19 protein-coding genes and 3 pseudogenes are annotated in these 25,600 nt (G+C 41.8%); 6 read left to right on the forward strand and 16 right to left on the reverse strand.

Translation table 11 applies throughout. The features are described 5' to 3' along the window. Nucleotides 1–391: 391 nt before the first annotated feature. The 4 genes from A8990_RS25790 to A8990_RS25805 all read right to left on the reverse strand — a co-directional run bounded on the left by A8990_RS25790 (nucleotide 392) and on the right by A8990_RS25805 (nucleotide 3,276). Complete coding sequence (locus A8990_RS25790) at nucleotides 392–1,336, reverse strand: TniB family NTP-binding protein (protein WP_116191917.1); 945 nt, start codon at nucleotides 1,334–1,336, stop codon at nucleotides 392–394. A gap of 109 nt (nucleotides 1,337–1,445) precedes the next feature. Beyond that, the gene (locus A8990_RS25795; protein WP_116191918.1) at nucleotides 1,446–2,258 is read right to left on the reverse strand and encodes a hypothetical protein; all 813 of its coding nucleotides are present in this window, start codon (nucleotides 2,256–2,258) and stop codon (nucleotides 1,446–1,448) included. Between the two features lie 129 nt (nucleotides 2,259–2,387). Next, entirely contained in the window at nucleotides 2,388–2,651 is a 264-nt protein-coding gene (locus A8990_RS25800; RefSeq protein WP_116191919.1) for a hypothetical protein, read from the reverse strand. A gap of 19 nt (nucleotides 2,652–2,670) precedes the next feature. Next, on the reverse strand, nucleotides 2,671–3,276 hold the full coding sequence (locus A8990_RS25805) for a TetR/AcrR family transcriptional regulator (protein ID WP_116191920.1): 606 nt from the start codon (nucleotides 3,274–3,276) through the stop codon (nucleotides 2,671–2,673). Between the two features lie 141 nt (nucleotides 3,277–3,417). Here A8990_RS25805 and A8990_RS25810 point away from each other — a divergent pair, with 141 nt between their 5' ends. Continuing rightward, nucleotides 3,418–3,618, forward strand: coding sequence for a CopG family ribbon-helix-helix protein (locus tag A8990_RS25810; RefSeq protein ID WP_116191921.1), 201 nt, complete (start codon nucleotides 3,418–3,420; stop codon nucleotides 3,616–3,618). A 118-nt stretch (nucleotides 3,619–3,736) separates the two neighbouring features. Continuing rightward, nucleotides 3,737–4,036 carry a hypothetical protein gene (locus A8990_RS25815; RefSeq protein ID WP_116191922.1) on the forward strand — a complete coding sequence of 100 codons (300 nt, stop codon included), beginning with the start codon at nucleotides 3,737–3,739 and terminating at the stop codon, nucleotides 4,034–4,036. Nucleotides 4,037–5,004: 968 nt separating this feature from the next. Here the strand turns inward: A8990_RS25815 and A8990_RS31715 are convergent. Continuing rightward, complete coding sequence (locus A8990_RS31715) at nucleotides 5,005–5,157, reverse strand: hypothetical protein (RefSeq protein ID WP_181909783.1); 153 nt, start codon at nucleotides 5,155–5,157, stop codon at nucleotides 5,005–5,007. Nucleotides 5,158–5,488: 331 nt separating this feature from the next. Here A8990_RS31715 and A8990_RS32325 point away from each other — a divergent pair. Then, a pseudogene (locus A8990_RS32325) lies at nucleotides 5,489–5,733 on the forward strand (IS1595 family transposase); the annotation flags it as partial. A 20-nt stretch (nucleotides 5,734–5,753) separates the two neighbouring features. Next, complete coding sequence (locus tag A8990_RS25825) at nucleotides 5,754–6,227, forward strand: DinB family protein (protein WP_116191963.1); 474 nt, start codon at nucleotides 5,754–5,756, stop codon at nucleotides 6,225–6,227. Between the two features lie 160 nt (nucleotides 6,228–6,387). On the opposite strand, the gene A8990_RS25830 is transcribed toward A8990_RS25825, so the two are convergent. From A8990_RS25830 to A8990_RS25880, 10 genes and pseudogenes are all read right to left on the reverse strand, one after another. After that, nucleotides 6,388–6,924: an HXXEE domain-containing protein gene (locus A8990_RS25830; protein WP_116191924.1), complete on the reverse strand. Its 537-nt coding sequence runs from the start codon at nucleotides 6,922–6,924 to the stop codon at nucleotides 6,388–6,390. 145 nt (nucleotides 6,925–7,069) lie between these two features. Next, nucleotides 7,070–7,326: pseudogene (locus A8990_RS25835) on the reverse strand (IS1595 family transposase); the annotation flags it as partial. Nucleotides 7,327–8,343: 1,017 nt separating this feature from the next. Continuing rightward, entirely contained in the window at nucleotides 8,344–8,796 is a 453-nt protein-coding gene (locus A8990_RS25845) for a hypothetical protein (RefSeq protein ID WP_116191926.1), read from the reverse strand. A 117-nt stretch (nucleotides 8,797–8,913) separates the two neighbouring features. After that, nucleotides 8,914–10,653: a methyl-accepting chemotaxis protein gene (locus A8990_RS25850; RefSeq protein WP_147306870.1), complete on the reverse strand. Its 1,740-nt coding sequence runs from the start codon at nucleotides 10,651–10,653 to the stop codon at nucleotides 8,914–8,916. A 59-nt stretch (nucleotides 10,654–10,712) separates the two neighbouring features. Then, on the reverse strand, nucleotides 10,713–11,156 hold the full coding sequence (locus tag A8990_RS25855) for a hypothetical protein (protein WP_116191928.1): 444 nt from the start codon (nucleotides 11,154–11,156) through the stop codon (nucleotides 10,713–10,715). Nucleotides 11,157–11,931: 775 nt separating this feature from the next. Further along, on the reverse strand, nucleotides 11,932–13,221 hold the full coding sequence (locus tag A8990_RS25860) for an HD-GYP domain-containing protein (RefSeq protein WP_116191929.1): 1,290 nt from the start codon (nucleotides 13,219–13,221) through the stop codon (nucleotides 11,932–11,934). Between the two features lie 894 nt (nucleotides 13,222–14,115). Next, entirely contained in the window at nucleotides 14,116–15,984 is a 1,869-nt protein-coding gene (locus A8990_RS25865) for a methyl-accepting chemotaxis protein (RefSeq protein ID WP_116191930.1), read from the reverse strand. Between the two features lie 265 nt (nucleotides 15,985–16,249). Further along, nucleotides 16,250–17,836 (reverse strand): methyl-accepting chemotaxis protein, encoded by a 1,587-nt coding sequence (locus tag A8990_RS25870; protein ID WP_116191931.1) that lies wholly within the window; start codon nucleotides 17,834–17,836, stop codon nucleotides 16,250–16,252. A 79-nt stretch (nucleotides 17,837–17,915) separates the two neighbouring features. Beyond that, nucleotides 17,916–18,648, reverse strand: a pseudogene (locus A8990_RS32830) (transposase); the annotation flags it as partial. 200 nt (nucleotides 18,649–18,848) lie between these two features. Continuing rightward, the gene (locus A8990_RS25880; RefSeq protein WP_116191932.1) at nucleotides 18,849–20,153 is read right to left on the reverse strand and encodes a methyl-accepting chemotaxis protein; all 1,305 of its coding nucleotides are present in this window, start codon (nucleotides 20,151–20,153) and stop codon (nucleotides 18,849–18,851) included. Nucleotides 20,154–20,378: 225 nt separating this feature from the next. Here A8990_RS25880 and A8990_RS25885 point away from each other — a divergent pair, with 225 nt between their 5' ends. Both A8990_RS25885 and A8990_RS25895 read left to right on the forward strand, forming a co-directional pair. Continuing rightward, nucleotides 20,379–23,075: an AfsR/SARP family transcriptional regulator gene (locus tag A8990_RS25885; protein ID WP_116191933.1), complete on the forward strand. Its 2,697-nt coding sequence runs from the start codon at nucleotides 20,379–20,381 to the stop codon at nucleotides 23,073–23,075. A gap of 714 nt (nucleotides 23,076–23,789) precedes the next feature. Next, complete coding sequence (locus A8990_RS25895; protein WP_116191935.1) at nucleotides 23,790–24,218, forward strand: hypothetical protein; 429 nt, start codon at nucleotides 23,790–23,792, stop codon at nucleotides 24,216–24,218. Nucleotides 24,219–24,744: 526 nt separating this feature from the next. Here the strand turns inward: A8990_RS25895 and A8990_RS25900 are convergent. After that, the gene (locus A8990_RS25900; protein ID WP_116191936.1) at nucleotides 24,745–25,584 is read right to left on the reverse strand and encodes a Gfo/Idh/MocA family oxidoreductase; all 840 of its coding nucleotides are present in this window, start codon (nucleotides 25,582–25,584) and stop codon (nucleotides 24,745–24,747) included. Nucleotides 25,585–25,600: the final 16 nt, after the last annotated feature.

Genomic DNA, 25,600 nt, shown 5'->3' on the forward strand with positions numbered 1-25,600 from the left:
ACGGTTTCGAACAAGGGTTACCGCTTCTTAGCGGAGACGATGAGATCTCCTTGGGTCACGTCAACCGACTTTCCCCCGAAACCAGTCCTCCTAACTTCCAGAGCCACTGGTGGTATTGGACCTCCCCTTCTTTTGCAGGGTTATCCGGCTCTGTCAGCCAACTTGGTATGCCGCCTGTTCCGGGTTTTGCCTTCGCATCCTCCGCACCTCTCCTCGCGGACAAAGCACTATGCGTCAGCTATGCACTTCCGCCACCTCGCGGTGTGCTAGAGACTTTCACTCCTTAGTCGATTGCGCTGCCAAGCGCACAAAAGACAAAGCCCAAAATTGGGGCTTTGTCAACAGCCTGAGACCAGTCCAATGGACTGGTCCTTTCTTTTTCCAAAGCTTGCTATGAAGCCCTGAAATTGTTGCCCTTTTCTCTCTTCAATTCAGCTTCCAATTCGAAATCATCTAACGCGAAAGGATTGACTATAAAAGGTCTAGAAATTAGCTTGATTCTCTCGAAAGCCTGGTTTAGATGCTCTAGTTCGATCGAATCATCTCCGTCATTCACTGCACAAATTGTCGCTTCTATCATGAGTTGCATTAAGTAAGACGCCACACCTAGTGAAGCGTAATAGAGCCGTTCTGCAATAGTCTTCTCCGTGAGATTAGTTGGCTTTGCGAAAGGAAGCTGTCTCTCCATGACATGGAGGAATCCTAGGAAAGCACTAGTCTCTTTTTTGTTGCCATAACGGAATGGTGCCAGCTCAAGCTTGTTCGTAAATAAACGATTTAACTGAGGATCATTAACAAACATCCACATCGATTCCGAGATCCCGCAAAGGACAACTGGAATATTAACTTCGCCGATTAATGTTTTAACCCAATTGATAGTTTTGCTATTTAGGTGCTCAGCACCCTCTAGAATGAGCATCTTTACTTCGCGTTCCATAATCAGAGAGCGAACGTGATTTAACTCCGTCCTTCGAGTTGGAAAAGGATAACCTAAATCAAGTAAAACTTTGGAGGCTAGTGAACTAGCAGTCGCTTTCAGTGGAACCTTCACGTGAAGCACTGGTACACTAGAATATTCACTTGTCTTGGAAAAGGGTGGATAGCGACTTACAAATTCTCTAATGACAGTGCTCTTGCCTGCGCCTGTCGGGCCATACAGATAGAGGCATTCAGATGTAAGAGAGTCATTTCCGAGGGCGAAGCGCATTTCCAGCTCTTCTAGAACAGTCATATAGATTGGGTGATGTACTATGATACTTTTGACATGTTCCACTCGTCTCCTCAGTTCCTCATTGCTTGGTCTGACACCTTTCATCTCTGAAAATTCATTTTCCATTTAAAAGTCCCCTTCCTATTCTCTTATTATTTCTTATCTCTATTTTTACCAACCTAAAAATTCATATACATTAGCATGACAAAAAAATCACAACAATAGATAAGGACTCTCAATTCGTTTCAAACTGAGATACTATTGAATATTCCCTCATTCGATTTTGCAGCATCTCACGAACACGCGTCTCCTCATGAAGTTTCATTAAATAATACCTTGTCTGAATACCTGTCAAATGCCTAAACTTTCTTGTTTCTTTTAATGAATAATATCCCTTTAAGCCATATTGAACCACTAAGTCATCTTGCACTTTGCAAAGCTTCATAAATGTATTTCTTCCTAAACATTTGAACGCATGGACTGCGTCAATAATTGGATCTGGCTTTATAGAAATTACAATACCGTATTTATTGTACCGTTCAGGATTAGAAAGGGCCGCTGGCGAATTATATCGAATCCATTCCCATTTCTTCGATAGAGATTTATATTCAGCCTTTGTTTCTTTCCACTGCCAAACTAAATCATCTATAACTAAGTCGCTAATTTTCCGTTTATAGCACTCAATCTCTTCTTTCTTCATCCTCACTTCAGCGTTTGGAATGAACTTCAAGAGGACTTCTCTAATAGTTGAGCCGTTTTCTCCTAAGCTTTTGTGTTCATCAACAGATAAATCCTTCCATTTAACAGTCGATATAACCGGTAATAACCCTCTCTCATCCATAAACTCTTTCAGGCCAGCCTCGTCGTAATCGTATTTACGGAAATGCGCAAACTTCCCCACAACGCCTTGCTCCGGCCACTCTACTCTTTGATGTCCAAGTGTTTCTTGATAATGGCGAATCCTTTCTTTCAAAATTTCGAGGTACTTCTCTGTTGTATGTAACCTTATGTATTTACCACTTGAGAGGAAATGCATTAAGCTGCTCATAATTTAACTCCTCGAGGACGTTATCCCAATATAAATTCATTTTGACTCATAGCTTTTCCCGCTTAAAACCATTTCCCATCTCATTCTCTGAGCAACTATTTGGGTTTCATTTCGTTGCCTTCTTATACTCTATTGATGAGCCTCTCTCTCCTCAGGAGTCATACTTCTCATCTTCTGAAAATAATCTCTGAGCTCTGGATCAATTTTGTAACCAAGCAGCTCCCGTTTCTTTTGATTAATCCCCCATTCTATTCCTTCGTCCCATGCAGTCTGGAGCTCAAATGCAACCCTATCTGCCAGTTCTTCAGTTGGTAACTCCATTAGCGTTGCTTGAACGACTCCATCTACTACGAGTACGAGGAACTTGCTACCTCTAATGACTGATCTGTACATCAATCCCTCCCCCCGCTTTTCATGACACAATCTCTACTTGAGGACTTAGAGCGCTAAGAATAAGTGAACTCATTCCTTCAGTTACAAAATCAATAGTAAGTTCGGAATCATGATTAGCTTTCTCGAAAAATTCCCATTGCCTTGACAAAAGTACCGAACTAATAATGAAAGTCATAGTTATATCCAGTGAATCAAACCTGAATAGACCCATGCTTTTACCTTCGATAAGGACCTTTTTCAACTCTATCCACAATGGTTTAACCAAGTATTGAACAATTTCATCACGAGGGCTTGGCAACGTAATTTCATGCTGCAATATTAAAATGATTTCTGGATCAGTCATACGGACAGTAACAATTTCACGGATAATGCGTTTCAATCCCTCGACAGGATCAACTGGAGTATCGCCATTACTGTTTACAATATTGGTTAATGGCAAAAACACTTGGAACAAAGCAATTAATACATTTTCTTTGCGTCTGAAATTATAGGAGTGCATCATGACATGAACGCCTGCCTCCCTACATATGTCGCGAATAGTGGTATCATAGAATCCTTTTCTAGCGAAAAGCTTCTTAGCAGCAAATAGGATTTTCATACTCACTTCGTCTATTGCCTGCCCCATCCATACCACCTCTTTACTTAATCCACAACTTTATTAACATGATATCCACAACCGTGAATTGTAATCACTTTTGAATACATTTTGTGTTATGTTTTTGTGCAGTCATTTACTTCTATACTAAGTTGTAGAGGTGATGAGCATATGGATGATGATGATTTCATAATTACACCAAAAGAAGATAAATCGGTCACGATTACTATACGAGTAGATAAAGCACTACAAGAGAAGTTCGATCACTTATCAAAGATCAGTAACCGTTCCAGAAACGAATTAATTAATTTAGCACTCGAATATGCAATGAAGAATGCTAAGTTTATAAAGCAAACAAACGAAAAAAGATGACTCCTCTATTTGAATAGGAGTCATCTTTTTTATTTCCGAGATTGTAATCATAAATGAATACAAATTGTATTATTCGGACATACAGACATGTAAATAAGCTAATTGAGGTGAAGCCGGAATGGAGAACACGACAGCATTAATTACTTCGAAGGGGATCATGTATCAAAACAAGTTCTTTACTTGTTCAAGAGCAATCTCGGAACAATGGTTCGATCACGGTAGCCCTTATTACATGCTAGAAATTCAGGTGCATAGTGAAAATGATTTATTATTAATCATGTTAGATTCGGGAGAAGCAATCGCTGTACACAGGATTCCTATATTAAATACGCACTCTCAGCGTGAATTGGACAGCTATTTCACAAAGCTTAATGAACTAAAGTTAGTAAAGAAACTACTCAAAAATGAAAAGGGCTGAGTATGTTGAAGCTTACCTGGGATCCAGCATGGATGAATCCTTTTGAGTCACATTGGTCCATCATTGAGAAAATAAAATATGCTAATGCTATTACATCCCTAGACTTTGTACGTTTGTATGGAACAAGAAATTTCAAAGGAAAGCTACGGAATCAGCATAAAGGATTATTTCACTTCATTGGTATTGATCATAACCTTCTGTTTGAATCCATCAGCACAGACCTTAGCAGGCACACGGAATATTATTTAAATAAAATGACTGGTATGTTCTCGTGGGTGAAGACAGATCGTTTATTAAGGAAAGAGTTTTCTTTTTGTGATGACTGTCTATCTATGGGTTACCACAGCTTATTTCACCAGTTCATATTCTTAAATAAATGTCCTTTCCACCTGAGCCCTTTAAGTAATAGCTGCAAATATTGTGGTGGGATGTTCTCCTGTGATAAACACAATCACAAGAGCAAAAATGGATTTCAATGCTCCTGCTCAAATTATTTTGTTGAACCGAAGTTCAATACATGGTCTGATTGGCAAATGAATTTAACTATAAAGAACACTTTAGTTGAGAGGTGGGTCACTATGGACTTAAACGCGTATAATCGAATTAATAAGTCTTTCTTCTATGTACCGGCTTTGATTAATATGGATGCGCCGCTGCAATTCCTTTTGGATTTCGGAAATAAGAGGAGCTAATTAACAGCGTAAGGCAAACTCATCCTAAGAAATATTAATAATTATAACAAGACGAAAAAATAAAAACAGACCCAAAAATTGAGTCTGTTTACTTCACTGCTGTCGATAGCATATCTACGTTTATATCCTGCTGTGTTGCTATCGCCTTATCTGAAGGTCAGTTCTCTCCTATTGAGTTCTCACATCCTAATTATTCCCAATTTAATACCCCTGTATACGAATTCAAATCCCAACGACATGGACTCCAGAAATATACACCTATGCAAAAATATACACCTAATTGAATGCTGCTGAGTTTTGTGAAACATCAATTACAGCTTTTGTTGAAACATTTACAGCTAAAGCTGAAAAATTATGCATAGTCTTCTTGTGTTCAGGCTTACCCACTTCGATTTTTACTACTGTAAAGCCGAAATCCACAATCTTCATTACATCCTTGAGCAGCCGCTCATTTGACCAGGTTTAATCCCAATGTCTATTCTAAGAGGTGCAATTCAACTGTACGATGGTATTTCGTACTTCTACATTTTTGAATACTTTGTTTTACATATTTGATAATTACGAAAGAGCACTCTATATTATATAAGGTGATATCACTGTCTCAACAATATCTTGAAATGCTTCGGTTAAAAATCTGTTTTAGAGAGAAGATTATGTTGCCAGTTAAGGTGGCTTGTGTGACTTCATCATTTAACTGCTCTGCACAATTTCTCAGAGAAGAGACCTCAATCATTTATTATTAGGGAAGAGATTGAGTGATCATCTATCTGACTCAAATGTGCTACGAACTGATTCATGGATGGCATTTAGCTCCTATGCGAATGGCTCGGCTCCTTACCGCTTCAAGTCCAACGGAAAACAACGTTTGAAGGGCATGTACCATATAAGCAAAGAGCTACACCAGTCGCTTGAAGAAATGGATGAATCGTTTCAACTTGTTGCAACAAAGTATTTGCAGAATTACTTGGAATGGTTTCGTTTACTTAGGCAGCAAGAAATATGAGAAAAAATTAAGGAGCAAACAGATGAATAAAGAATCTATTATTAATGAGAAATTAAGTTTAATTGAATGGTCAATTTCTTTAAGAAGCATATCTAATGAACTGTGGTTCAAGTCATTTCTTGCTGGATCATGGGGCACTGCTGACGTCATATCCCATTTTATATCCTGGGACCAATTTATGATTAAAAATCGGATACCATACATACTGAAAGGTAAGAGTTTTCCAAAAATAAGTGTAGATGTTGAGTCGATTAACAAAGGAGCAATTAACTATGCAAGATCAGGTATAACCAAAGAAGAGCTGATCAATAAATTTATTTCTGTCCGCAAAGAGTTAGTGTCATTTATAGATGCTATCCCAGCCAAGAAATTCGACCAACCGTTCCCGGGAAAAGAGCCTATGACTTTAATTGAATATTTTGTTAGAATGGTACATCATGATTTAAAACATAAAGAACAAATACTCTCTTTTTTAAAAACTGAAGTTCATTCTTAATCGATATTTGGGTGTCTATGGTACAACATATTGGTAAAGGACTCTTTACTTAGTTACATTTAACACGGCACGAAACTTTTATGGACCGCCTTTGCAAGGAAGGCGGTCTATAAAAGTTTCATGCTCCGTATTTCATATATATATTCATCGCTTATCAATCTTATCGTTCAGGAATAATTTTTCTACCAATAATATGTCCGAAAAAAACTAATGGAAGAAGAATTACACCAACATTCAAACTATTTGAAAACATTACCCAATTTAAAATTCCCAAATCGGATAAGCGATAGAATAAATAAATAGAATAAGGCAGGGTGACAAAAACTGCTGTTATCACTCCAGGTGTGTACATTCGTAAGAACAAACTTTGAGATATATGGGTGAAAACATGGATAAAGAGAATGGCATTAAAACCAATAAAAAGTAAAAAATGATGAAAGTCAGCCGCCATTATTGTTGTCGGAATGAAAATAATAAACTCCAAAGCAACTGCCACGGCAAATTGTGAGGACTTAATATTTTGAAAGGAATCAAACCACCGTCTGAGGGGCTTTGGAAGTGCAGAACGTGCTGACAGATAGTTTCTTCCCATCCATCTCTCTACGAAGATAATTTCTTCGAAATCATGAATCATAAATGTGGCAATAAACAACCAAATGAGCGAATTCAGACTTATATGAGTGTTTAACCAATTCATATATTCCTCCTGTGACTATCGTTTATCAAGAAAACTAATTTATTCAATGATCTTTTTAGGGCAAATGGGCCCCCGTTAAGTAAAAAAATTGTTCTTCGAAGCTTGCTGTTTGTCACATTCAGTGTAAAAAGGCAAGAGACAATCAACATATTTTTCTTATTCGACGTTGTGTTCTCTTATTCCTTGCTGTCTAAGTAACGTATCCAAGCCAGATAATATTGCAAATACTTGGTTGCTACTTTTCATTAAAAGCGGTCAATCCAACGCTTTAATCAAATTTGGTAATAATCTACATATTATTCGAATGTGGTAAATGCCTTTTACTCGCTGTTTTCCATCCACTTTGAAGCGATAAAGGGTCCGACCTTTCGAATTAGCATATGAATTAAATGCCCTCCACTTACATTCTACTTTTTTTCTCTCCTCCGCAAAATGACTGCTTTGAAATTAACCTTTTCATCATTAAACGGGTTATTCGAATGCAGCCTAGAGCATGAGTCGTTTTGACTGTAAGCAACATCACTAGTGTTGCATTAATATTTTCTGAATTTTCATGCATTCGCCGATCCGGACATAAAAAATTGATCGCCACCGCTGCTCCCCCGTTTCTTCCACGTGCGTTAGGATGCATTCGCTCTCGACAATAGCGACGAACTTCTTCATTTGCTCAGCTTTATTCCAAGGAGAGAGAATAGTAACGCTGAGTTGCTTTTAGCTCGATAGATTGCTGATTATTTACGTTGAACCTTACCCAAAATAAAGGCAAGTTTATGATGTGCAGGTCATTCCTTGTGCCAGTAACCGTCCCCCCCCCCTTGGGATGTCCCTCACTTCTAGTATCATAAGAGGGGGAGCGAGTATGAAGCTTACGTATTTATTGATGAAAGTATAACGTTCTGGGTTAGTCTACTGGAACAGGAGGAGAATGGTCGGCTCAAGGTGTATTGGCCACATATTGAGCAGTGAATCAAAGGATGCCGAGGTTATGTATTTCATTCAGCAGACTATGATGCCCTTAATCGAACGAGTTACTCAAACTTCGGAAAGCGGGGATTGTCGGTTGAATCGGGGTTAATCCGAAGAGATTGGCGCGCCAGGCAACGAAGGAACTTCCTCAGTGAGGGGGCTCAACGCTGGCCTAGGAAGCCATAAAACTCCAGATGGAATGCCGGATAAAAAAGGCGGAAAGAGTTCAATCGGCAGCAGTTGGAGGAAGAGAAGGAGCAGAAAAATCAGCTTCGGGTGCAGATATGCCAATCCCCTTGTCTCGACAATTCGATGTTGGAAAGAAGGAAAGAGAGCTTGAACAGATAGGCTATATGCTTCTGCTTAAGCTCTTTTAATAGAAAATGGAGTTTTCCTGCGTTAAACACAATGGCTGTTAAATTTCTCAAACTGCCAGAGGACCAGGGAACGTTTCTAGCTGCGGGCTAACGCCAATTGGTCAATCAACTGATTAGAAGAGATGCCTAGATACTCATAGACCATGGATTTTGTCTCGCCATAGGTCTTCTCGCAAAAATGCCTCTCTATTTTATTGAGCCCAATTTCTTTTCCCAAGCGGGTCATTTGCATTTTCAACAGAATCTTCCCTTGTATAACACCAATTTTATCATAATCGCCCAGATGCTTTACGAACCAAGATTGAAGCTCACTCCATTTTTCGGCGATTTCAGGAGTAAATACGACAGCTCCGTCTTCAGCCATAAAGGAGTTGTCTACAAGAATTTTAACGGTTCCTCTTGTTTTTTTCACTTCAGATACTGCAGTTTTAATGGAATCAATGGACTCAGCAACTTCACTTATATTTAACTGGTTGAGAATCACCCAGCTAACAACATTCCCTGTAATTTGAATTTGAAAATTCGACATAATACCACTCCCGCATTTGTTGAAAGGGATCTCCCATGAGTTACAGTTGTACAGCTTCAAATAACCGAACCGTGACGATTCCAAGTCATTATTCTTGTGCAATAGTTATTGCACTACTTAGCGAACTCTGAACTTGTCCAGGTTTGCACGCATTGATTCAGCCATATCACTTAATTGACCAATTGCATACTGAATCTCATCCATGCTGCTAAGCTGCTCTTCGGAATCTGAGAATGCCCCCACTGTAAGCTCAAACGAGGTTTCAGAAAAATGCTTCAGGTCCGTAATTGCGACGACGATCTGCTCGCTTCCCGCAGTCACCTCTTCAACTGCGGCAGAGATCTCCTGCGTCTGACCTGCCACAACGCCAATGGCACTCTGAATTTTGCCAAATGCACCTTCAGCCTCCTGAATCACGGTCACCCCGCTTGCTACCTCCTGTGAACTGGCCGCCATTGCTTGTTCTGTTTCTAGCGCTTCATGACGGATGGAGCCAACAATATCTGCAATTTGTCTGGCGGAAGACGCAGATTGCTCAGCAAGCTTGCGCACCTCCCCGGCCACAACCGCGAAGCCTCTGCCCTGCTCACCTGCTCTTGCTGCTTCAATTGCCGCATTTAAGGCAAGCAGGTTCGTTTGTGATGAAATTTCCGTAATTGTCTGGATGATCGTACCAATCTCATCGGTTTTGGTTCCGAGTGCTCCTACTGAAATTGAAAGCATCTGAACCTTCTCTTGAATCGCATTCATCTGCCGGATGGCCTCTTGAATCTTAAGACTTCCTTCAGCGGTCAGTTCTGATGCGCTCGCGGAAGAATTCGCAGCTTTCTCAACGCTGTCTGCAATCAACTGCATACCTTCAGACATTTCACTAATGGTCGCGCCGCATTCACCCAAGCTTACAACCTGGCGCTCTGAATTTGAGACAACATCCTGCATTCGTACGGCGGCTTGCTCAGTCAGCTGTCCGGTATGGGAGATTTTTCCTGATAATGTTAGCGAAGATGACGCAACTTGCTGTGTGTTGCCTCGAAAGTGAGTGAATAATTCAGACAAGGTGCTGTTCATCTGATTGAACACACGCGTTAGCAGTGCGAACTCGCCTCTATCATCGCACTGAAGCGGCTCACCGGAGAAATCTCCTTCGGCGATCAACTGCGTCCTTGATACGATCATGCGCATTGGTCTGACTATGCTAATCGCAATGAGGTAGGCAATTATAAGGCCGATGGCAATCGCCAGCAGGCCGATTGCCAACATCACAACAAGTCCGCTATGGTAGGATTGTTTGGCTGATGCTGAATCACTCGATGCCGCTTGAAGACTATAGCTGATTACTTTAGCTAATTGGCCCACCGATCGGTAAAATTCCTGCGTCAGCTTGTTGAACATCTCCGTGTTTGTTGAAGCTGCGTCAGGCCCTTTTTTCAGAAAGTTTGCCGTAATGTCGGCGTACGCCTGATATTCCTGTTGGAGAATAACCAGAAGCGACTGCACATCCCGATTCGGAGCATTTTCTTGCAATGAACGCTGTACACTTGCCAGAGTCTTAATCTGGGACTGAATCGATTTGACACTCTCGACTTTCTTCGATTCGTCTTTCTCCATATGAAACTTCATGATGTCTAATTGCATTTCGTAAAGCCCACTTTTTATTTGCCCCAACTGCTCAAGTTCAGGCAACCAGTTCGTACGTACTTTGACGTTCTGGCGTTCCATCTCATGCATCTTCCAAATCCCTGTTACTAATACCATACTCATCAGGACTAAGACCGTAATGAAACCGATGTTAAGTCTCCGTAGAATCGTATAATTTCGAATTTCGAACACCGACAAGGCTTTGCGAATTGCTTCCATACGCACCACATTACATCCTTCCTTCCATCAGGAGCAACACTTTGCAATCTGACAGGTGTTTAACCTTTGATTAATTTGTTATCCGTGATATTCAAGAATGCTTGAGCGTCGGCTACAGCCTTGCCGGGGGTTGAAGCCCAGAACGCCTTCAGTTTGGAGTCCAGCCCATTGCTTGTGGCCAGCCGGTTCATCTGGGATTGCATCATCATTGATCCACAAATGACCGCTACGCTAGAGCAATATTCAGATAGCCATGCCATTAGCTTTCCTGATTCCTGACTTGTTTCCATGGGGAGCCTGGCTTGCTTCCCCGTCTCTTCCAGCTGGCGGTGATCTGCGAATACTTTACACGCTCCCTTGACAAAGGTTGAAGAAATCAAGGCTTCAATCGCTTCGCGTGCCTGCTCTGCTTCATCCTTGTTAATGAATTGCTCGTGCATAATCCATGATATTACTTGATTGGTCTTGTCAACATCGAATGTAAATTGTTTTGGTAACATCATTTTCAAACCTCCTAGTTTAATTGTTTTCAGAGTGTCCTCCTCCACCAGTTTAGTCGTACATTCTTTCCGAAAACTTACGCATATTTCGACAATCACTTACAAACCTCGACTTATATTGTCATTGAGCTCGATTAATTCTATATTCTATATCTGTATCCTGGTTTAAGGTCCAACTGGAGGATGCCAATCCTCATACTTTTCTTACTGCTTCCTTGTCTGTTCACAGGGAAAGTGCGGAACCGCTGATTTTGGATCATGACTCCAGCTTCCATGAGAAGCTTCATTGCCTGATCAAGTACTTATCTCTTCGTTCTACCCCACTGGCTATCGTGCTTGACGATTATCACCATGTCAGTCATGACCTCAGCATTGCCAACCCTGCAACAGAATACTTGGGTAATCACTTTCTGCTTGCTGTCCGCACTCATCATGGTTATTTGGAGTTGACACCTGCTTTCAGAAGCTTTCGGTATGATCGCCTGTCAAAGCATGCAGGAAGCCTTGAACTAGAACGCCTTCATTTAAATACGGCAAATTTGTATCAGAAACGACATAATTACCTGTGTGCACTTGCCCATTTCATCGCCGCTAGGCACTTCATTTAAGCAGCAAACTTGATTCAGAAAATGCTCGACCTGTATACTGCTGACCCCTGTTATTCTTGATGGATGGCACATAACAGCAGATGGTTCCCGAGTTTTCATCCATTTTAACCGAACTGATTCTGTTTCGCTGCTTTTCCGTGTCTTTGCTCAAGCGGTTTCATATGCGCAACTTATTTATTGCGCATGGCTATCCAAATGTCATCGAGTGAACTTGTTTGTCTATTAATCCGGAGCATCGCTTCGACTGCAGGGGGCCAAAATTGAGTGCCGGCGCCTTCCTTAAGTTGCTGCAATGCATGCTCCGGGTACATTGCCTTTCGATAAGAACGATTGCTTGTCATAGCGTCGTAGGCATCTGCAACCGCCATAATACGAGCAAAAACAGGAATTTGTCTTTCTTTCAATCCATATGGATAACCTCTTCCGTCCATACGTTCATGATGGAAAAGCACAATGCCGTAGATCAAGTCCTTTTCATCCTCGGATATGCTTGACAAGTAATGATAAACCCCGCGCAGTAATTTTTCCCCAATTTGGGGATGCTGCTTCATGATGTGATATTCGCTCTCTGTCAGCTTCCCTTCTTTGTAAAGAATAGAGTCGGGAATGCCAATTTTCCCGACATCATGAAGCAAACCTCCTAGTTTTATTAAACGAAGATCTGATAATTTAAATCCCATTTCACTGGCAATGAGTACGCCGTACTTCGCAACACGCTCGCTGTGGCCGGCCGTGTAAGCATCTCTGGTTTCCAGTGATCGAGCAAATGCTGTCAATATTTGCTCATTGGCCACATTCAGTTGTTCGCTAGTATTATTCAACTTCATCAGCGTTGAATCATGTATCAGCTTTTGAGAGATGGATTTTCTTCTAAACCTGATCCAACCCATGGCAGAAAGCCAGAGAAAAATCTGCGTGAGGATCTGTGACCATTCCTCAGATTGGCCAATCGGCAATGCCTGACGAACATCAATTAAAAAACTCAATGTAAATGTATCCATCCAAGTGAGCTCAATAAGTTTTCTTTTATATCCCAAAAAAGTTTGTTGCCCCGAATGAAGCCTTCTGTAGACGATCATAGAAGTAACATTTACGATATGCAGCGTAACCAGAATACTCCCGTACGTACCAAGCAAACCGGCATAACTGGACATCCATGCTGTCAATTTAAAGAATATGAGCATAATGAAAGCCTCTGAAGCAAACAACAATGAAGGCTTGAATACTACCTTAAGCTTGAGCATCTTTCGCTGGGACAATAGATATATAAGCCAATAAAGAGCAAATAAATAAAGGGTCAGTGACAGGTTTCCGATCCACATGCCTGCCAACCAAACGAACCTGCGTCCATCCACCCGATAATCCACCGTTCTGCCCAGCCTGAAGAAGATATGTGTCCGATAAGCCAAGAAAATCATCGGAGCAAATGAAAGATAGACAGACAGGATTGTCCAAGACACGAATGACCCCTCGCTTGAATTGAATAGTAATATATCCCATCCTAACAAACGGAACTTACCACATACTTACTTGTTGCAAGTCTTGCCTGGGCAAAGTGTAGTGGGGGGAGTTGGCTGATGTGCAAAAGAGTACTTACTAGATGGCATGTAATGGAAAACGTGACGTGTAGGAGCCGCTCATCTGAAATGCTTGCAATGTCTTTTCGTGGAAGGCAATCCAGACAAACCAGTTATGACGGAGTTGTTGAAAAAGGCTATTTATTTTATCATCAACATGTTCCTGTGAAATCCATAACCCAGCGTTAAAGACCTTGTGAATGAGCAAAGATCAATGAATCATCTATCGTTTTAAGACAACAGGATCCCTTAGACTCACATGTACGATGAATGATATTATACTAAACTTCATTTGCCAAAAAAGATTCCTGACTTAGCCCTCGATCGTTTTTATCAAACTTTTGTAACATGTCAATACCTCCTTGCGTAGATGCCAACCGCAAGTCAATATTATTGAAACCATGCCGATTCGACAATACCCTACCGATCACAAGAATATCTTTCGCCCCGACGACTTCGCGAGCAATTTAAGCTCCAAATGAGAGAAATGAGCATCGCATATCAATTGTCCGCGTAATCATCTCTCCTTTGGTTGATTCAGTGTCCCATTAATATAATTACCGATAATACTTAAATGCAATTCTAAGAGTCTAACTTATTTAAACTTATTAATCAGATGTGGTTTCTCAACAGAGTGAATTGAGCCATTGGAGTATTACATTGGTAACGGATTGAAATTTTGGACATTTCTATAGCTCTAATCCTTATTGCCTATTTTACTACACTCAAGATTAGACGCTTCTTTAAGGTTTCTTGTCTCTTGTTGCCGCCTGTTTCTTAAGACAACTTGAATACAGAGGCTGACTCATGCATTTGTTCGGCAAGACTTGCAAGGGATTGAGAAGTAGCAGCACTTTCTTGTGATGCCGCGGCTACTTCTTGGCTATTCGAGGCAATCAATTGAATATAGTGGTTTACTTCAGATGTTTGCATTGACTGTTCCTCACTCGCCGAAGCAATCTCAGTCACCCATTGAGACGTTTCTTTCACTTTAGATACAATATTTTCCAATGCCTCATAAGTGAGTTTCGATCTATCTACCCCTTCGAAAACCGCTTCAACGCTAATTTTTGTACTCTTTTGCATTGCATGAACAATGGTTGCGATTTGTTTCGTAGCCTCTCCACTACGCTCTGCAAGCTTCCGAACTTCCTGTGCAACAACTGCAAATCCTCTGCCACTCTCACCTGCACGTGCAGCTTCAATGGCAGCATTTAACGCTAGCAAATTCGTTTGTCCTGCTATTTCGTCGATAACATCTATAATTTCCCCAACTTTGCTTGAATCGCTTTCGAGCAACGCCATTTGGTCATTAATCCTGTTCATTCCTTCAATTGACCTGTGTACAGCTAGACTTCCTTTTTGGGCGATTTCCACAGTCAAATCAGATAATTGAGCTGCCTCTTCAGCACTTTGTGCCACGGTGACAACTGCCGCAGAGAGTTCAGCAAAGAGGTCCGACATCTTCTGGGAAGCCTCCGCTTGATTAGTATTTCCAATTGCGATTTGCTTAGTAGTTGCAGAAATTTGTTGGCTTGCCGACGCCACGTTATGTGATGAACCTACAACTACGCTAATGATATTTCGCAAGTTATCGCACAAATCTTCGAAATCGCGATACACTTCCCCGATGATATCTTTCCTTTTTGAATCCAATTGAAAAATCTTCAATTCACCATTACCGACTTGCTGCATGATCATAGCTAGCTGACGGAGCGGAATCATAACCTGTGTTCGAATTAGGTACCATATAATAAAAACAGCTAGAGTCAATGCACATACACCTATAGAAGTTATTAGGAGCTTGAATTGATTTAGTGGAGCTAAAAAGTCTTGCACATGCGCGACACCAATAATCTGGAAGCTACCAACCGAATCTGAATAGAAATATGCCTTTTTTCCTTGATCCGTTGCTTCCCATTCTTTTTCTCCCACTTTAATTAACTCTGCAAGTTCTGAATCAACAATTTTCTTACCTACAAATTCTTGATTTGAGCAGGCGATTACTGTTTGATTGCTTAGTATTAAGTAGTAACCCGTTTTCCCAAGTTTTTTATTTTTCACTATGTTTTCAATATCAAGCTTTTCTAAAGTATCAATGTAATCTTTTGGTTCGAGCCCGATTTGCACAATACCTGGTGCATCCATTCGTTTAACACCCGTATACATAAATAACTTCTTATCCGAACCTCTTTGGGAAGGATCCTGCGATAAGCCCTCATCTCCCATTCTTAAGAAGGGTCTCGTCTGCTCGGAGGAATTAAAATCAAAGCCTATGTTTTCAGCTACTGAACTCATCGAAATTTTGCCATTCTCACCAACGATGTGAATCTCATCTACCCCGATAGATTCAGATAACCTTTTTAAGCCGTCTGATGTCATTAGGCTAGGATTTAATGCAACTTCAAATGCTACGCTTCGTGCCAATTTTATATAGTTAACCTTTAACGACTTCCGCATATCTTCTAGTGTTTGTTCGTTTCGATGAATTCCCTGCTTAAATTCAGACACATTGGATTGAACCTCCTGTTTCATAAGGCCAATCAAAAGGTTACGTTGATTATTGTATCCTATCCCACCTAAAACAGAAGCTACGATGATTAATATCAGCAAAACAGGGAGTAATACTTTATTTTGCAACGACATCCTGACACCCCTTAAAGACAATATTTATGAATACTTTGGAGTACGTTTGTTGTTTCATCGTTAATAATGAAATACCATTTATTCCCATAAATACAAGCCTTGAGCACAATCACAATTACTTAATCGAATGATTCCTAGTTAATTCCCAGTTTAAACTCAGCACATTAGTTGTTCGCTTGAGCTTAAAGGCATAGAGCGTCTTTTCTCCTTACATTATTTGTTTTAAGTTTCCGCGCTAATGATTGAGGCTGCCGAAACAGTTTTCTTAAACCTTAAATAGGCTTACAGTCGTATTCAATTCTTCGGCTGATTGTGCGAGTGATTGAGCAGTCGATGCAGTTTCCTCGGTAATGGCAGCAGCTTGTCGAGCTGTTGCAGCAATATTTTCGACGGAAATCATCACCTCAGTAGTCTGAGCAGACTGTTCTTCACTCGCTGAAGCAATTTCCATCACTTTAACGGAGGATTTGTTAACCATGCGAACAATGCTATCGAATGCTTCCCCGGTTCTTTGAGTCAAGTAGGCAGCATTTCCCACCGTATTAACGCTTTCCTTGGTGTTCTCTTGCATGCCTTTAATAATCGCTGTAATTTGCTTAGTAGCCTCCACGCTACGCTCGGCCAGCTTGCGTACTTCATCGGCAACCACGGCAAAGCCGCGTCCTTGTTCTCCGGCCCGCGCCGCTTCTATTGCCGCATTCAATGCAAGTAGATTCGTTTGCTCTGCGATATTATCGATGACCTCAATAATTTCCTCAATTTTACTGGAATCATTTTCCATCCTGCTCATCTGCTCATTAACTAGACTCATCCCCTCTGTCGAGGTACGCACGACTTCGCCTCCGCTTTCTGCGACCCCCATCATTTCCTTGGATAATTCGGAGGCTCGCTCCGCACTCATGGCTACGGAATGAACGGCGGCGGACATTTCCTTGAACAATTCATTTATCGTTTGCGTCGACTCAGCCTGACTGTTACTGCTTGCTGCCGTTTCTTCTGTGCTTGCCGATATTTGCTGAGATGCTGCAGCCACATTTTCGGCTGAAATCAATACTTTGGTTACTGTTTCTCTTAGATTTAGCACCATCGTATTGATGGTTCCCGCCAGTTGGCCAATTTCATCCTTCGTTCGGATATCTGTGGTCTCCCTCAAATCGCCATTCGCCATTCTGCTTACCATCCGCATCACGCGATTCAACGGACGAACGATGGATTGAACGATAAAAATTCCAATACCAATACTTAATAATATCGTTGCAATAAGAAGGATAAGTATGATGGTGCGAGAATTCGAGTAAGATTTACCAATGTCCTGGTTCAGTTGATTCGCCGTTTGCTGATTGTAATCCACCAGGCTTGTAATGATATTGTTTCTTTGCTCGGATAAGGGAGCTACCGATTTTAAATACACCTCATAGGCTTCCTCATTTTTATTTTGTACGGCTAAGGCTTCGGATTTCTGAGTATTTGTTCTAATCTGTTCTAATACATTTTTTAGCTTTTTCATATTCTCTACTTCGAAGGGATCCATTTTGGTTTTTTCGTAATCCTTGATTGCTTTATCCGCTGTCTCCATTGCAGCTTGTATATCCTTATCTAACTTCGTGTGTTTTGCTTGGTCTGTCGTAATCATCAGTTCTAGTAAAGAAGTGGTGGTGAGTGTGGTACTCGCACGAACCTTATTAACTAGCCTTATCGGTATTAATCTATCATCAAACATGGAAATCGATTTGTTATTCATTTGTTCCATTTTGCTTAGGCTCATGCCGCCTATAATTAGCAGCGATACGACTGACACCGAAATTAATACGATCAGCTTGACACTTAGTCTCATATTCTTTATCCAACTCATAATTTATACCTCCATGTCTATTATTTAATAAAATTAGGTGTTAGATTAATGACTCAACCTAATAATCAGTGCTTGACGATCAGTTGAGCATACGATGTCGATTGCATACAATAAGATGCCATCCTTGTAGCAATTGCGATTCCGTGTGAAATAATGGCGGCGCTGGAATGCTTTGATCCCATTGTGTCGACCCTCGACCGTTGCATGCGTTCATAGGCACCGATGATAATTGACGATTTCCTCATTCCAATTTCGCATCGTTTTGAGGGTCATACCAAGCCATGAAGGCTTCTTTCCATTCCCAAACACTACGCAGGAGCGGCGAGCAACTCAACAACAGACTGAGTTGCTTTCAACAGATCCAGCATCGTCTCTCCGCGGTGATTGTGAATACCCGTATTGTACGTGTGTCCCTTCTTAATAGCGAAATCATCCACGTCAAGCGCCAACTTGATCATGGATTTGGCTGCTGCCCAATTTTTGGTTTGGATGTGCCTGCTCAACGCAGGAATGGCTTCGAGTTGTAAGCGTTGTACCGTACTCGTCGGTGCTTGTTGCATGCGAGCGCTATGCGTCGCTGTTGAGCCGAGTGCTTACTCGACGGCAAGGGAACAAAACGACGTGCTGTAACGCTGTTTTGGACCAACAAACGCGTAAGCCTATGCGAAACCGGCTTGGCAAGACGTACAGTACAACCAAATCTCAGGTACAAACAGATAGGATTTCTCCTTGAACACAGGAAGATGGCGAATAACCCGCATCCCATTCGCCCCTTTGCGAATACCGTCTCTCGGGGAAAGGCAGATTGGGCACGGATGACGATTGTAGCTCTGGTAGATTAAGCATTTCGTTGATTTACTGAGTCTGCATCTGCTTATTCCTCTTTGTTGTTTGGTGAGACTTACAACAATAAAGGAGTAGCAGATGTTTTTCCATTTCTAACCTTCGTTTCTTCCGTCAAGCACTGATTACGGTTTTAAGCCTATTTTAAAGTCAGAAACTTCAGTTTTGTTTATACTTTATATTGATTGAACTCCACCTTCATTTTGGTGGCTATCTCCAATAAATTATATGAAGTCCTGTTTATCTCATCCGTAGCAGCCAATTGCTCATCTGACGCCGCTACTACATCTTGCGTAAGGGTTAGCGAAGCTTCTGATAAATCGGCAATACTACTGATGGCACTCACGATCTGCTCAGATCCTGCCGACAACTCTTCGACAGCCGCAGCCACTTCCTGTGTCGAATCAGCAACTAGTGTCACAGCTTGGTGTATGCGCGTGAATGAATGTCCAGCTTCATGGATAACAGTCATTCCCTCTCTAACCTCCCGGGTACTATGCTCCATTGTTGAAGCAGCCCTCTCGGTTTCATGCTGAATGCCGCTAATAATTAGCCCAATTTGTTTTGCAGAATTAGCGGACTGTTCGGCCAGCTTCCTTACCTCTGAAGCTACGATTGCGAACCCTCTTCCTTGCTCACCGGCCCGAGCCGCTTCAATTGCTGCGTTCAAGGAAAGGAGATTGGTTCGTGTGGAAATATCTGTGATTACATTTACTATATTTCCGATTTCTGAAGACCGGTGACCTAGTCCCTCAATTACAGAAGAAAGCTCTTCAACCGTACTATGGATTGCTTCCATTTGTGTAACTGCTGATTCAATTGCCCTAGTTCCTTCACTGGAAAGCTCGGACGCCTCTGTCGCAGAATATGAAACTTCCTGTATGCTCGCGGCAATTTGCTGGATACCGCCTGACATTTCGGTGATGGTTGTCCGACTTGTGTCCAAATCGCCTACCTGCCTCTCGGAACCTATCGCCAGCTCCTGCATCTGCATCGCGGCTCGCTCCGTCGATTCTCCAGAACTTCTTAACTTCAGCTTCAATTCTTCCGATGATGTTGCAACAAGATTTACGGTGTGGTTTGTCTGTGTTACGAGATGCCTCATACGGGAAACGAAGTGGTTGAATGATCTCGCCAAATCTCCGAGCTCATCTTCCCGATTTTCTGTTAGGGCGCCAACTGTAAAATCTCCCTTTGCCAATTGCTCCGCCGCAAATGTTAATGCCTTAATTGGGTAAGATAACGAACGAGATAATAACAAGGCGATACCCATTGTCACGACAAGTGTTACTAAGCATAGTAAGATAATAAACTCTTTTGTTTGAATGCCTACATGGTCAGAGACCTTCCAGTACACTAGTGAATTCGCAATAAAGGCTAAGGCGAACACGGTACTGAAACCACCAATAATTTTTCCAGTAACGGAAAGCTTCGAAATCCTACTAATCGATTTTCCCAATAACGCAAGTTTCATCCCTAGTACTCCTCACTCTGAGCAGAATGAGTTCAACATATCATAGGACACTTACCGTATTCTTACGATATCTCCACGTGCCCTTCACTCTCCTTAATGTCTTAAAGCATATGAGAACGATCATCTTCTCGCTAACCACGTTTCTCTACTTAATCGATTTACAACGACGAATCCCTTAAGTATAATTACCGAGTACGAAAATTACCAACGGGGCGTGAACTACTTATGAACGTTATACATTCAAAAATCACCATCCCAAATTTTGGACTATATGTTGAAAGAGTAGAACTCTATAATCTTCTGGATATCAATTTCTCCCGGAGACTCATCTGCATCACTGGCAGTGGTGGATACGGTAAAACTACCCTAGCTTCCAGTTACCTTCAATCCCGTAGAATTCCTGCATTGTGGTATCAGTTGGGACAAGGGGACAATAACCCCCATATTTTCCTTACTTACCTGCTGGCTTCGTTCTCCCAACACTACAATGATGTACCCGCCGATATAGCCGTAAACTCGTCAAATTATAAAGAGCAGTTTTCATCGTTCCTTTCCGTCTTATCCAATTGGAAAACCCCTCTTGCTGTCGTGTTCGACGATTATCATATGACCAACAATAGCGATGAAATAACTGAAATCGTATTACAAATTATTAAGAACGCCTCCCCCTCGGTAACAACAATCATCTGTAGCAGGGTCCGTCCTTCGCTTCCCCTGATTAAGTGGAAGATTGAAAGGCAACTGTGCGAAATCAATATGGCTCAGTTGGCCTTCTCGATTCATGAAACCGATACATTTATCCGAACGATCCATGGCCTGCCAATAGATAACGATGAAGTGGAGTGGATTCATCAAAAGACAAGCGGGTGGGCAGTCGCACTCTCACTTCTTGTGGAAGCAGTCAAGGGAAAAGACGCTCAAGTAAGAAAAAACTTTCGGAATCGGCTGGCTGTTGAACAGGATATTTTCGAGTATCTAGGCACGGAAGTCATCGGATCACAATCACAAGAGATGCAACAATTTCTACTCAAATCAAGCATACTTCACGAGTTGCAACCTGATATTCTGTCTGAATATTTTCCGGGATACAGTTCCAACGAATACTTAGCATGTCTAGAGAAAAACTATTTGTTCATCCATCGGAACCGAAATGGGTATTATCAGTTCGCCCCTATCTTTCGCAATTTTCTCTATGAAAACTGCAAGCAACAGGAAGGACAAGCCATATTCCGGCTGCACGAGAAAGTTGCTCAGATTTTCGAGAGCAAGTACCAATATCTTTACGCATTCGCTCACTACATTGCAGCGAACCAGTTCGCGGAAGCGGCAAGATTGTTAAAGAAAGTCTTCAGTTGGTACCAACCTGAACATTTTCTTTACCTGCTTGACGGGACAATTGAAACACTTATTCCCAATTTCCCAGTTGTATCGTTTAATCTATTCCTATTCAGATGCATTCAAGCTTCGACGCTCAGACTGCTCATTAAGCCGCTCGAGGACAATATCAAGACGATAAAAGGAATAAGTTCTTCGTCACAAAGCCTTGCTTATCTCATGCATCGCTTAGGACTGGCTCTCTTTTACAGTGGTGATATTGCCGGAGCGAAGGAACGGATTCTACAATCCCTTGAGGCAAGCGAGAGTCTATCCGATGATTCCTTGACCACTTTGAACCTTTCTCTTGTTTCCCAATGTTGTAGGTTTCTGGGGCAGTTTGATGAAGGTATTCAATATGCGAGCAGAGCCTTATCCTATTCCGAGACGCACAATACCAAGGAAAACCTGATTCATACGTTCTGGATTCTGTTGGAGATTCTGCTAGAGCTCAAGGATACTTCACGAGCTGCACCGTTACTCGAGGAAGTAATTAATGTTTCGGATTCCTATGGTGATGAAGGCGCAAGAATGTACCCTATGGTCACAATAGGGAAGTTCTACAAAGTTCAAGGGGACTATGTTAGCGCTATGGAATGGATGAAGAGAGGTTTAGCGGAGGCCGAAAAATCCAATATTAAAATTGACTTGGCATGGGCAAGGTATGTAATTGGCTCTACTTATTTGGAACAAAATGATGTCCCCCTTGCTAAAGAGCATCTGTACCATGCTTTACAAGACTTCGAGGAAAACGTTTATTTTCGCGCATTAGTCACTTCTATCTTGAAAGAAATTGCTAATTCCATCGATCAGGTGAGTCAACTTGTTGCAGTACCGGAAGATTCACCACGCGTACAAAGAAAATTGAAAGTCAACCTGCTCGGACCTTTTGAAATCATCCATGATAGAAAGGAAATTACTATAGCACGAAAATCGAGCCTCCGTCTCTTCCAGTATCTCCTTCTCAATCTAGGAAGAAAAGTACCGAAAGACGTTTTGTTGGAAGAACTTTTCGTGGATGGAGATTACTCTTCCCGAAAGAATAGACTTTATGTTTCCATCTCGATGTTGAGAAAGAGCTTAGAGACCGACTCTAGCGGTAATAAATTATATGTACTGCACAACGGTGATTCCTACTATCTCAATACTCAGGAAATTGAATTGGATACCGCCGAATTTATCCGCTTGGCAGGCCATAAGCTGGAAGATACCGAGGAACGCCTCACCACCTTGCGAAGTGCCGTGCAGCTATACCGAGGCGACCTTCTGTCAGAATATCCTTATGAACCCTTTGTCGAAGCCGAACGTGAACGGCTAAAGCGAACGTTCCATCAGTGCCTTCGGGAAATGGCAAAGCTCTATTGGAAGCAGGAGGATTACGCAAGAGGCATGGACGTATTTAACCAGTTAATTGATTCCGAGCCAGACAACGAGCAGTATTACCATGAATACATTGAAATGCTACTCGCTGCTGGATTGTCCAAAAATGTAAAATCAGTCTCCGAAAAATGGAAGGCAGTGAATCATGAATACGAAAATATTGATTGAGTGAACTCATCGTCCCTTTTCCCAATTTATGAAATATGGGCACCTTCAAGAGAAACCAATGTATCAGCTAATGCGTTCATTCCATTGTTTCCATTGCTCCGAAGCCGAATGAACACATTAACTACCGGTGCCCATAAACTTGCTAGTTTTATGATATATAAAACAATAGCCTGTACCGCAAAAATTATCAATGTGTTCCACTCCCGATAAGCCATGCGAGAACGGGCCCAACGTTCCAACATAAAGAACGCTGCGTATAAAAATACCGAGTAAGCAAAATATCCCTCTCCCCCACTCCCCCTCTCCCCTACATTGTCTAGAAATGTTCGCGGAACTGTCTCAACACGTTGTTAATAGTCGGCTTCTTACCTGTCATGCGGATGTAGCCAGTTATGACATACAAGTAGAGGCTAAACTTCCTTAGTGTTTCATCCGGTTCACAGCGAATCGATTCAAGCTTCAGTGGATAGGTTCGGATGAGCCTCTTTTCCAACTCACATTGTCCATTTAATGAATTGATAGCATGTTTCATTAGTACTGATTGACCTCCCTTAGGGAATTTTCCTTATATTAGAAGAACAGACTTACACATTTCTTATTCCGTCCACTCTCCTGCGTAAGAAACCATTCCAATTCCGTAAGGATTTGATAAGGGGGGGGGGTTATAATTAGAGGCGAAAACAATAACGCTTTGAAATAATAGGAGGTTGCCACTTGTTAGAAAAATTTGCTACACATGTCGATCGACAGAACAATGTCGTCTCTTGGATTGTCAAAGAAAATTTAGAGGAGCATGATGCTCTTGAAGCGGGCCAAGAATTACCAAAACTAGTATTACAGCTTCCTAAAGGGGCTGCAAAAGTGCTTGCTGATCACCGCCCCATTGAACTGGAAGGGAAGCAAGCCCGACTCGCCATAGAAGCAAGCCAGGAATCAGTAAAATTAATGGGTTGGTTGACTACCAACTGCTCACTTGTGGCAGTTATCTGCGGCTCCATGATGATGCAATCCCAAATGAACCGGCTGGCAAAGGAAGCTGGTTTGGAACAGAAACTTAAAGCATTTTGGAGTGCCAACCAAACTAAGGCCGTTGAAGACGCCTACAAATTTTTGGGCATCACCGATAACGCTCTTATCAGATGACTAAGAATCCTCCAATGGCGCGTTGAAACAGTGATGTTACATCCCCTCATGGTAGACAGTGGAAAGGAGTTCAAGATTTTTTTGGACTCTGCATTGTTGATCGGGAGGGGATTTTCTGTGACAAAAAAGGAATAAACGTTAACGATGAAGCAACAATCGAGGTTGTAATGAAGAACCTGGAGTTATCTAATAATAATGGAAAGATGATCTACCATATCTTCACGAACATCAATAAATCCTCCATAACCAAGAATAAAACTAACTTCCTTACAACAGACTCATTTCAATATCAGTATCAGATATCAGTATCAGTATCTTATTGATAATTCTGCGAGAGCCATTCTCCTTCGAGTCAACGCATTAAATTATTAAGATTCAAAAGGGCTGTGGAGACATTCTCGACAGCCTGAGTAAACCTATAACATTTAGCATCTTTTGTGTTAAAAAACTGAGTCCAGATTTTGTGCAACGCACTCCTCTTTTATAGTTAAAGATAAGGCTTGCTTTCCATCATTTCGTGTTTACCTTAAGAAGGAAGCTTCACCCACATGAATGGTGTATCTGCGGCTTTCAGTCCAAATTCGATAATGCTGATAATCGCGATCGTTTCCGCTTCAGGCGCGATTGGCTGGCCGGTTCCGAAAAAGGCAACAAGCCGTTCGATGAAAGAAATGAAAAAATCTGATTTAACCTGAATTTGTTTTGTTTTGCCAGCTGTATAGCCAATGGTCATTCCAAAAGGGCAGTCACCGCCAAAATGATGAATTGTCGCTTGTTTGCCTCCTGCAAATTCAATGAGAAGCGCCGGGAAATTCGGTGTCCCGATATACATAACACGGGTCGGAGGGCTTTCCATAAGCGAAACGATCGGCTCGATCTGATGGATCGAATAGTTATCGAATCGCCCTGGGCCGGTGCCGGCTATCGAGGCAATGCCGCTTCGGTCAGCTTCATCATATTCCGATGCAAAACGTAGTGCGGAGCTAGAGCACAGCGGCGTTCCATGCTTCCGCGCAAGCTCAAACATGCGAAACGCCGTTTGCCGGTCAGGGGCGAACGTCTTATCCACATACGTTGGTTTTCCAGAACGCAGTGGTAGCTGTGAAAGCTCCTCATGATATTCCGGATGATCCGGGGCGAGAACGATTAAATAATCGCTCTTCTCCACGATTTCTTCAATCGAATCAAGCAGTTGGATATTCTTCTCCACACAAAATTGAGCATTCGAAACGCCGCCGGGCTTATCAATTTTCCCGTAACCGTAAGCGACTTTCATCTTTCCATTCGTCGCTTGTTCGATCCATCCTGGGTACATCTCAGCATGCCATTCATCTAAATACAAATCGATTAGGCCTATCGTTTTCATGGTACACATTCTCCTC

Source organism: Paenibacillus taihuensis (genome assembly GCF_003386535.1).
Classification (GTDB): Bacteria; Bacillota; Bacilli; order Paenibacillales; family Paenibacillaceae; genus Paenibacillus_Z; species Paenibacillus_Z taihuensis.

What these genes read in the sequence shown, in the direction of transcription:
- A8990_RS25790 (WP_116191917.1), bottom strand. Translation starts at nt 1,336, where the DNA reads ATGGAAAATGAATTTTCAGAGATGAAAGGTGTCAGACCAAGCAATGAG.
- A8990_RS25810 (WP_116191921.1), top strand. Translation starts at nt 3,418, where the DNA reads ATGGATGATGATGATTTCATAATTACACCAAAAGAAGATAAATCGGTC.
- A8990_RS25885 (WP_116191933.1), top strand. Translation starts at nt 20,379, where the DNA reads ATGAACGTTATACATTCAAAAATCACCATCCCAAATTTTGGACTATAT.
- A8990_RS25815 (WP_116191922.1), top strand. Translation starts at nt 3,737, where the DNA reads ATGGAGAACACGACAGCATTAATTACTTCGAAGGGGATCATGTATCAA.
- A8990_RS25825 (WP_116191963.1), top strand. Translation starts at nt 5,754, where the DNA reads ATGAATAAAGAATCTATTATTAATGAGAAATTAAGTTTAATTGAATGG.
- A8990_RS25855 (WP_116191928.1), bottom strand. Translation starts at nt 11,156, where the DNA reads ATGATGTTACCAAAACAATTTACATTCGATGTTGACAAGACCAATCAA.
- A8990_RS25870 (WP_116191931.1), bottom strand. Translation starts at nt 17,836, where the DNA reads ATGAGTTGGATAAAGAATATGAGACTAAGTGTCAAGCTGATCGTATTA.
- A8990_RS25830 (WP_116191924.1), bottom strand. Translation starts at nt 6,924, where the DNA reads ATGAATTGGTTAAACACTCATATAAGTCTGAATTCGCTCATTTGGTTG.
- A8990_RS25800 (WP_116191919.1), bottom strand. Translation starts at nt 2,651, where the DNA reads ATGTACAGATCAGTCATTAGAGGTAGCAAGTTCCTCGTACTCGTAGTA.
- A8990_RS25850 (WP_147306870.1), bottom strand. Translation starts at nt 10,653, where the DNA reads ATGGAAGCAATTCGCAAAGCCTTGTCGGTGTTCGAAATTCGAAATTAT.
- A8990_RS25880 (WP_116191932.1), bottom strand. Translation starts at nt 20,153, where the DNA reads ATGAAACTTGCGTTATTGGGAAAATCGATTAGTAGGATTTCGAAGCTT.
- A8990_RS25865 (WP_116191930.1), bottom strand. Translation starts at nt 15,984, where the DNA reads ATGTCGTTGCAAAATAAAGTATTACTCCCTGTTTTGCTGATATTAATC.
- A8990_RS31715 (WP_181909783.1), bottom strand. Translation starts at nt 5,157, where the DNA reads ATGAAGATTGTGGATTTCGGCTTTACAGTAGTAAAAATCGAAGTGGGT.
- A8990_RS25845 (WP_116191926.1), bottom strand. Translation starts at nt 8,796, where the DNA reads ATGTCGAATTTTCAAATTCAAATTACAGGGAATGTTGTTAGCTGGGTG.
- A8990_RS25900 (WP_116191936.1), bottom strand. Translation starts at nt 25,584, where the DNA reads ATGAAAACGATAGGCCTAATCGATTTGTATTTAGATGAATGGCATGCT.
- A8990_RS25795 (WP_116191918.1), bottom strand. Translation starts at nt 2,258, where the DNA reads ATGAGCAGCTTAATGCATTTCCTCTCAAGTGGTAAATACATAAGGTTA.
- A8990_RS25805 (WP_116191920.1), bottom strand. Translation starts at nt 3,276, where the DNA reads ATGGGGCAGGCAATAGACGAAGTGAGTATGAAAATCCTATTTGCTGCT.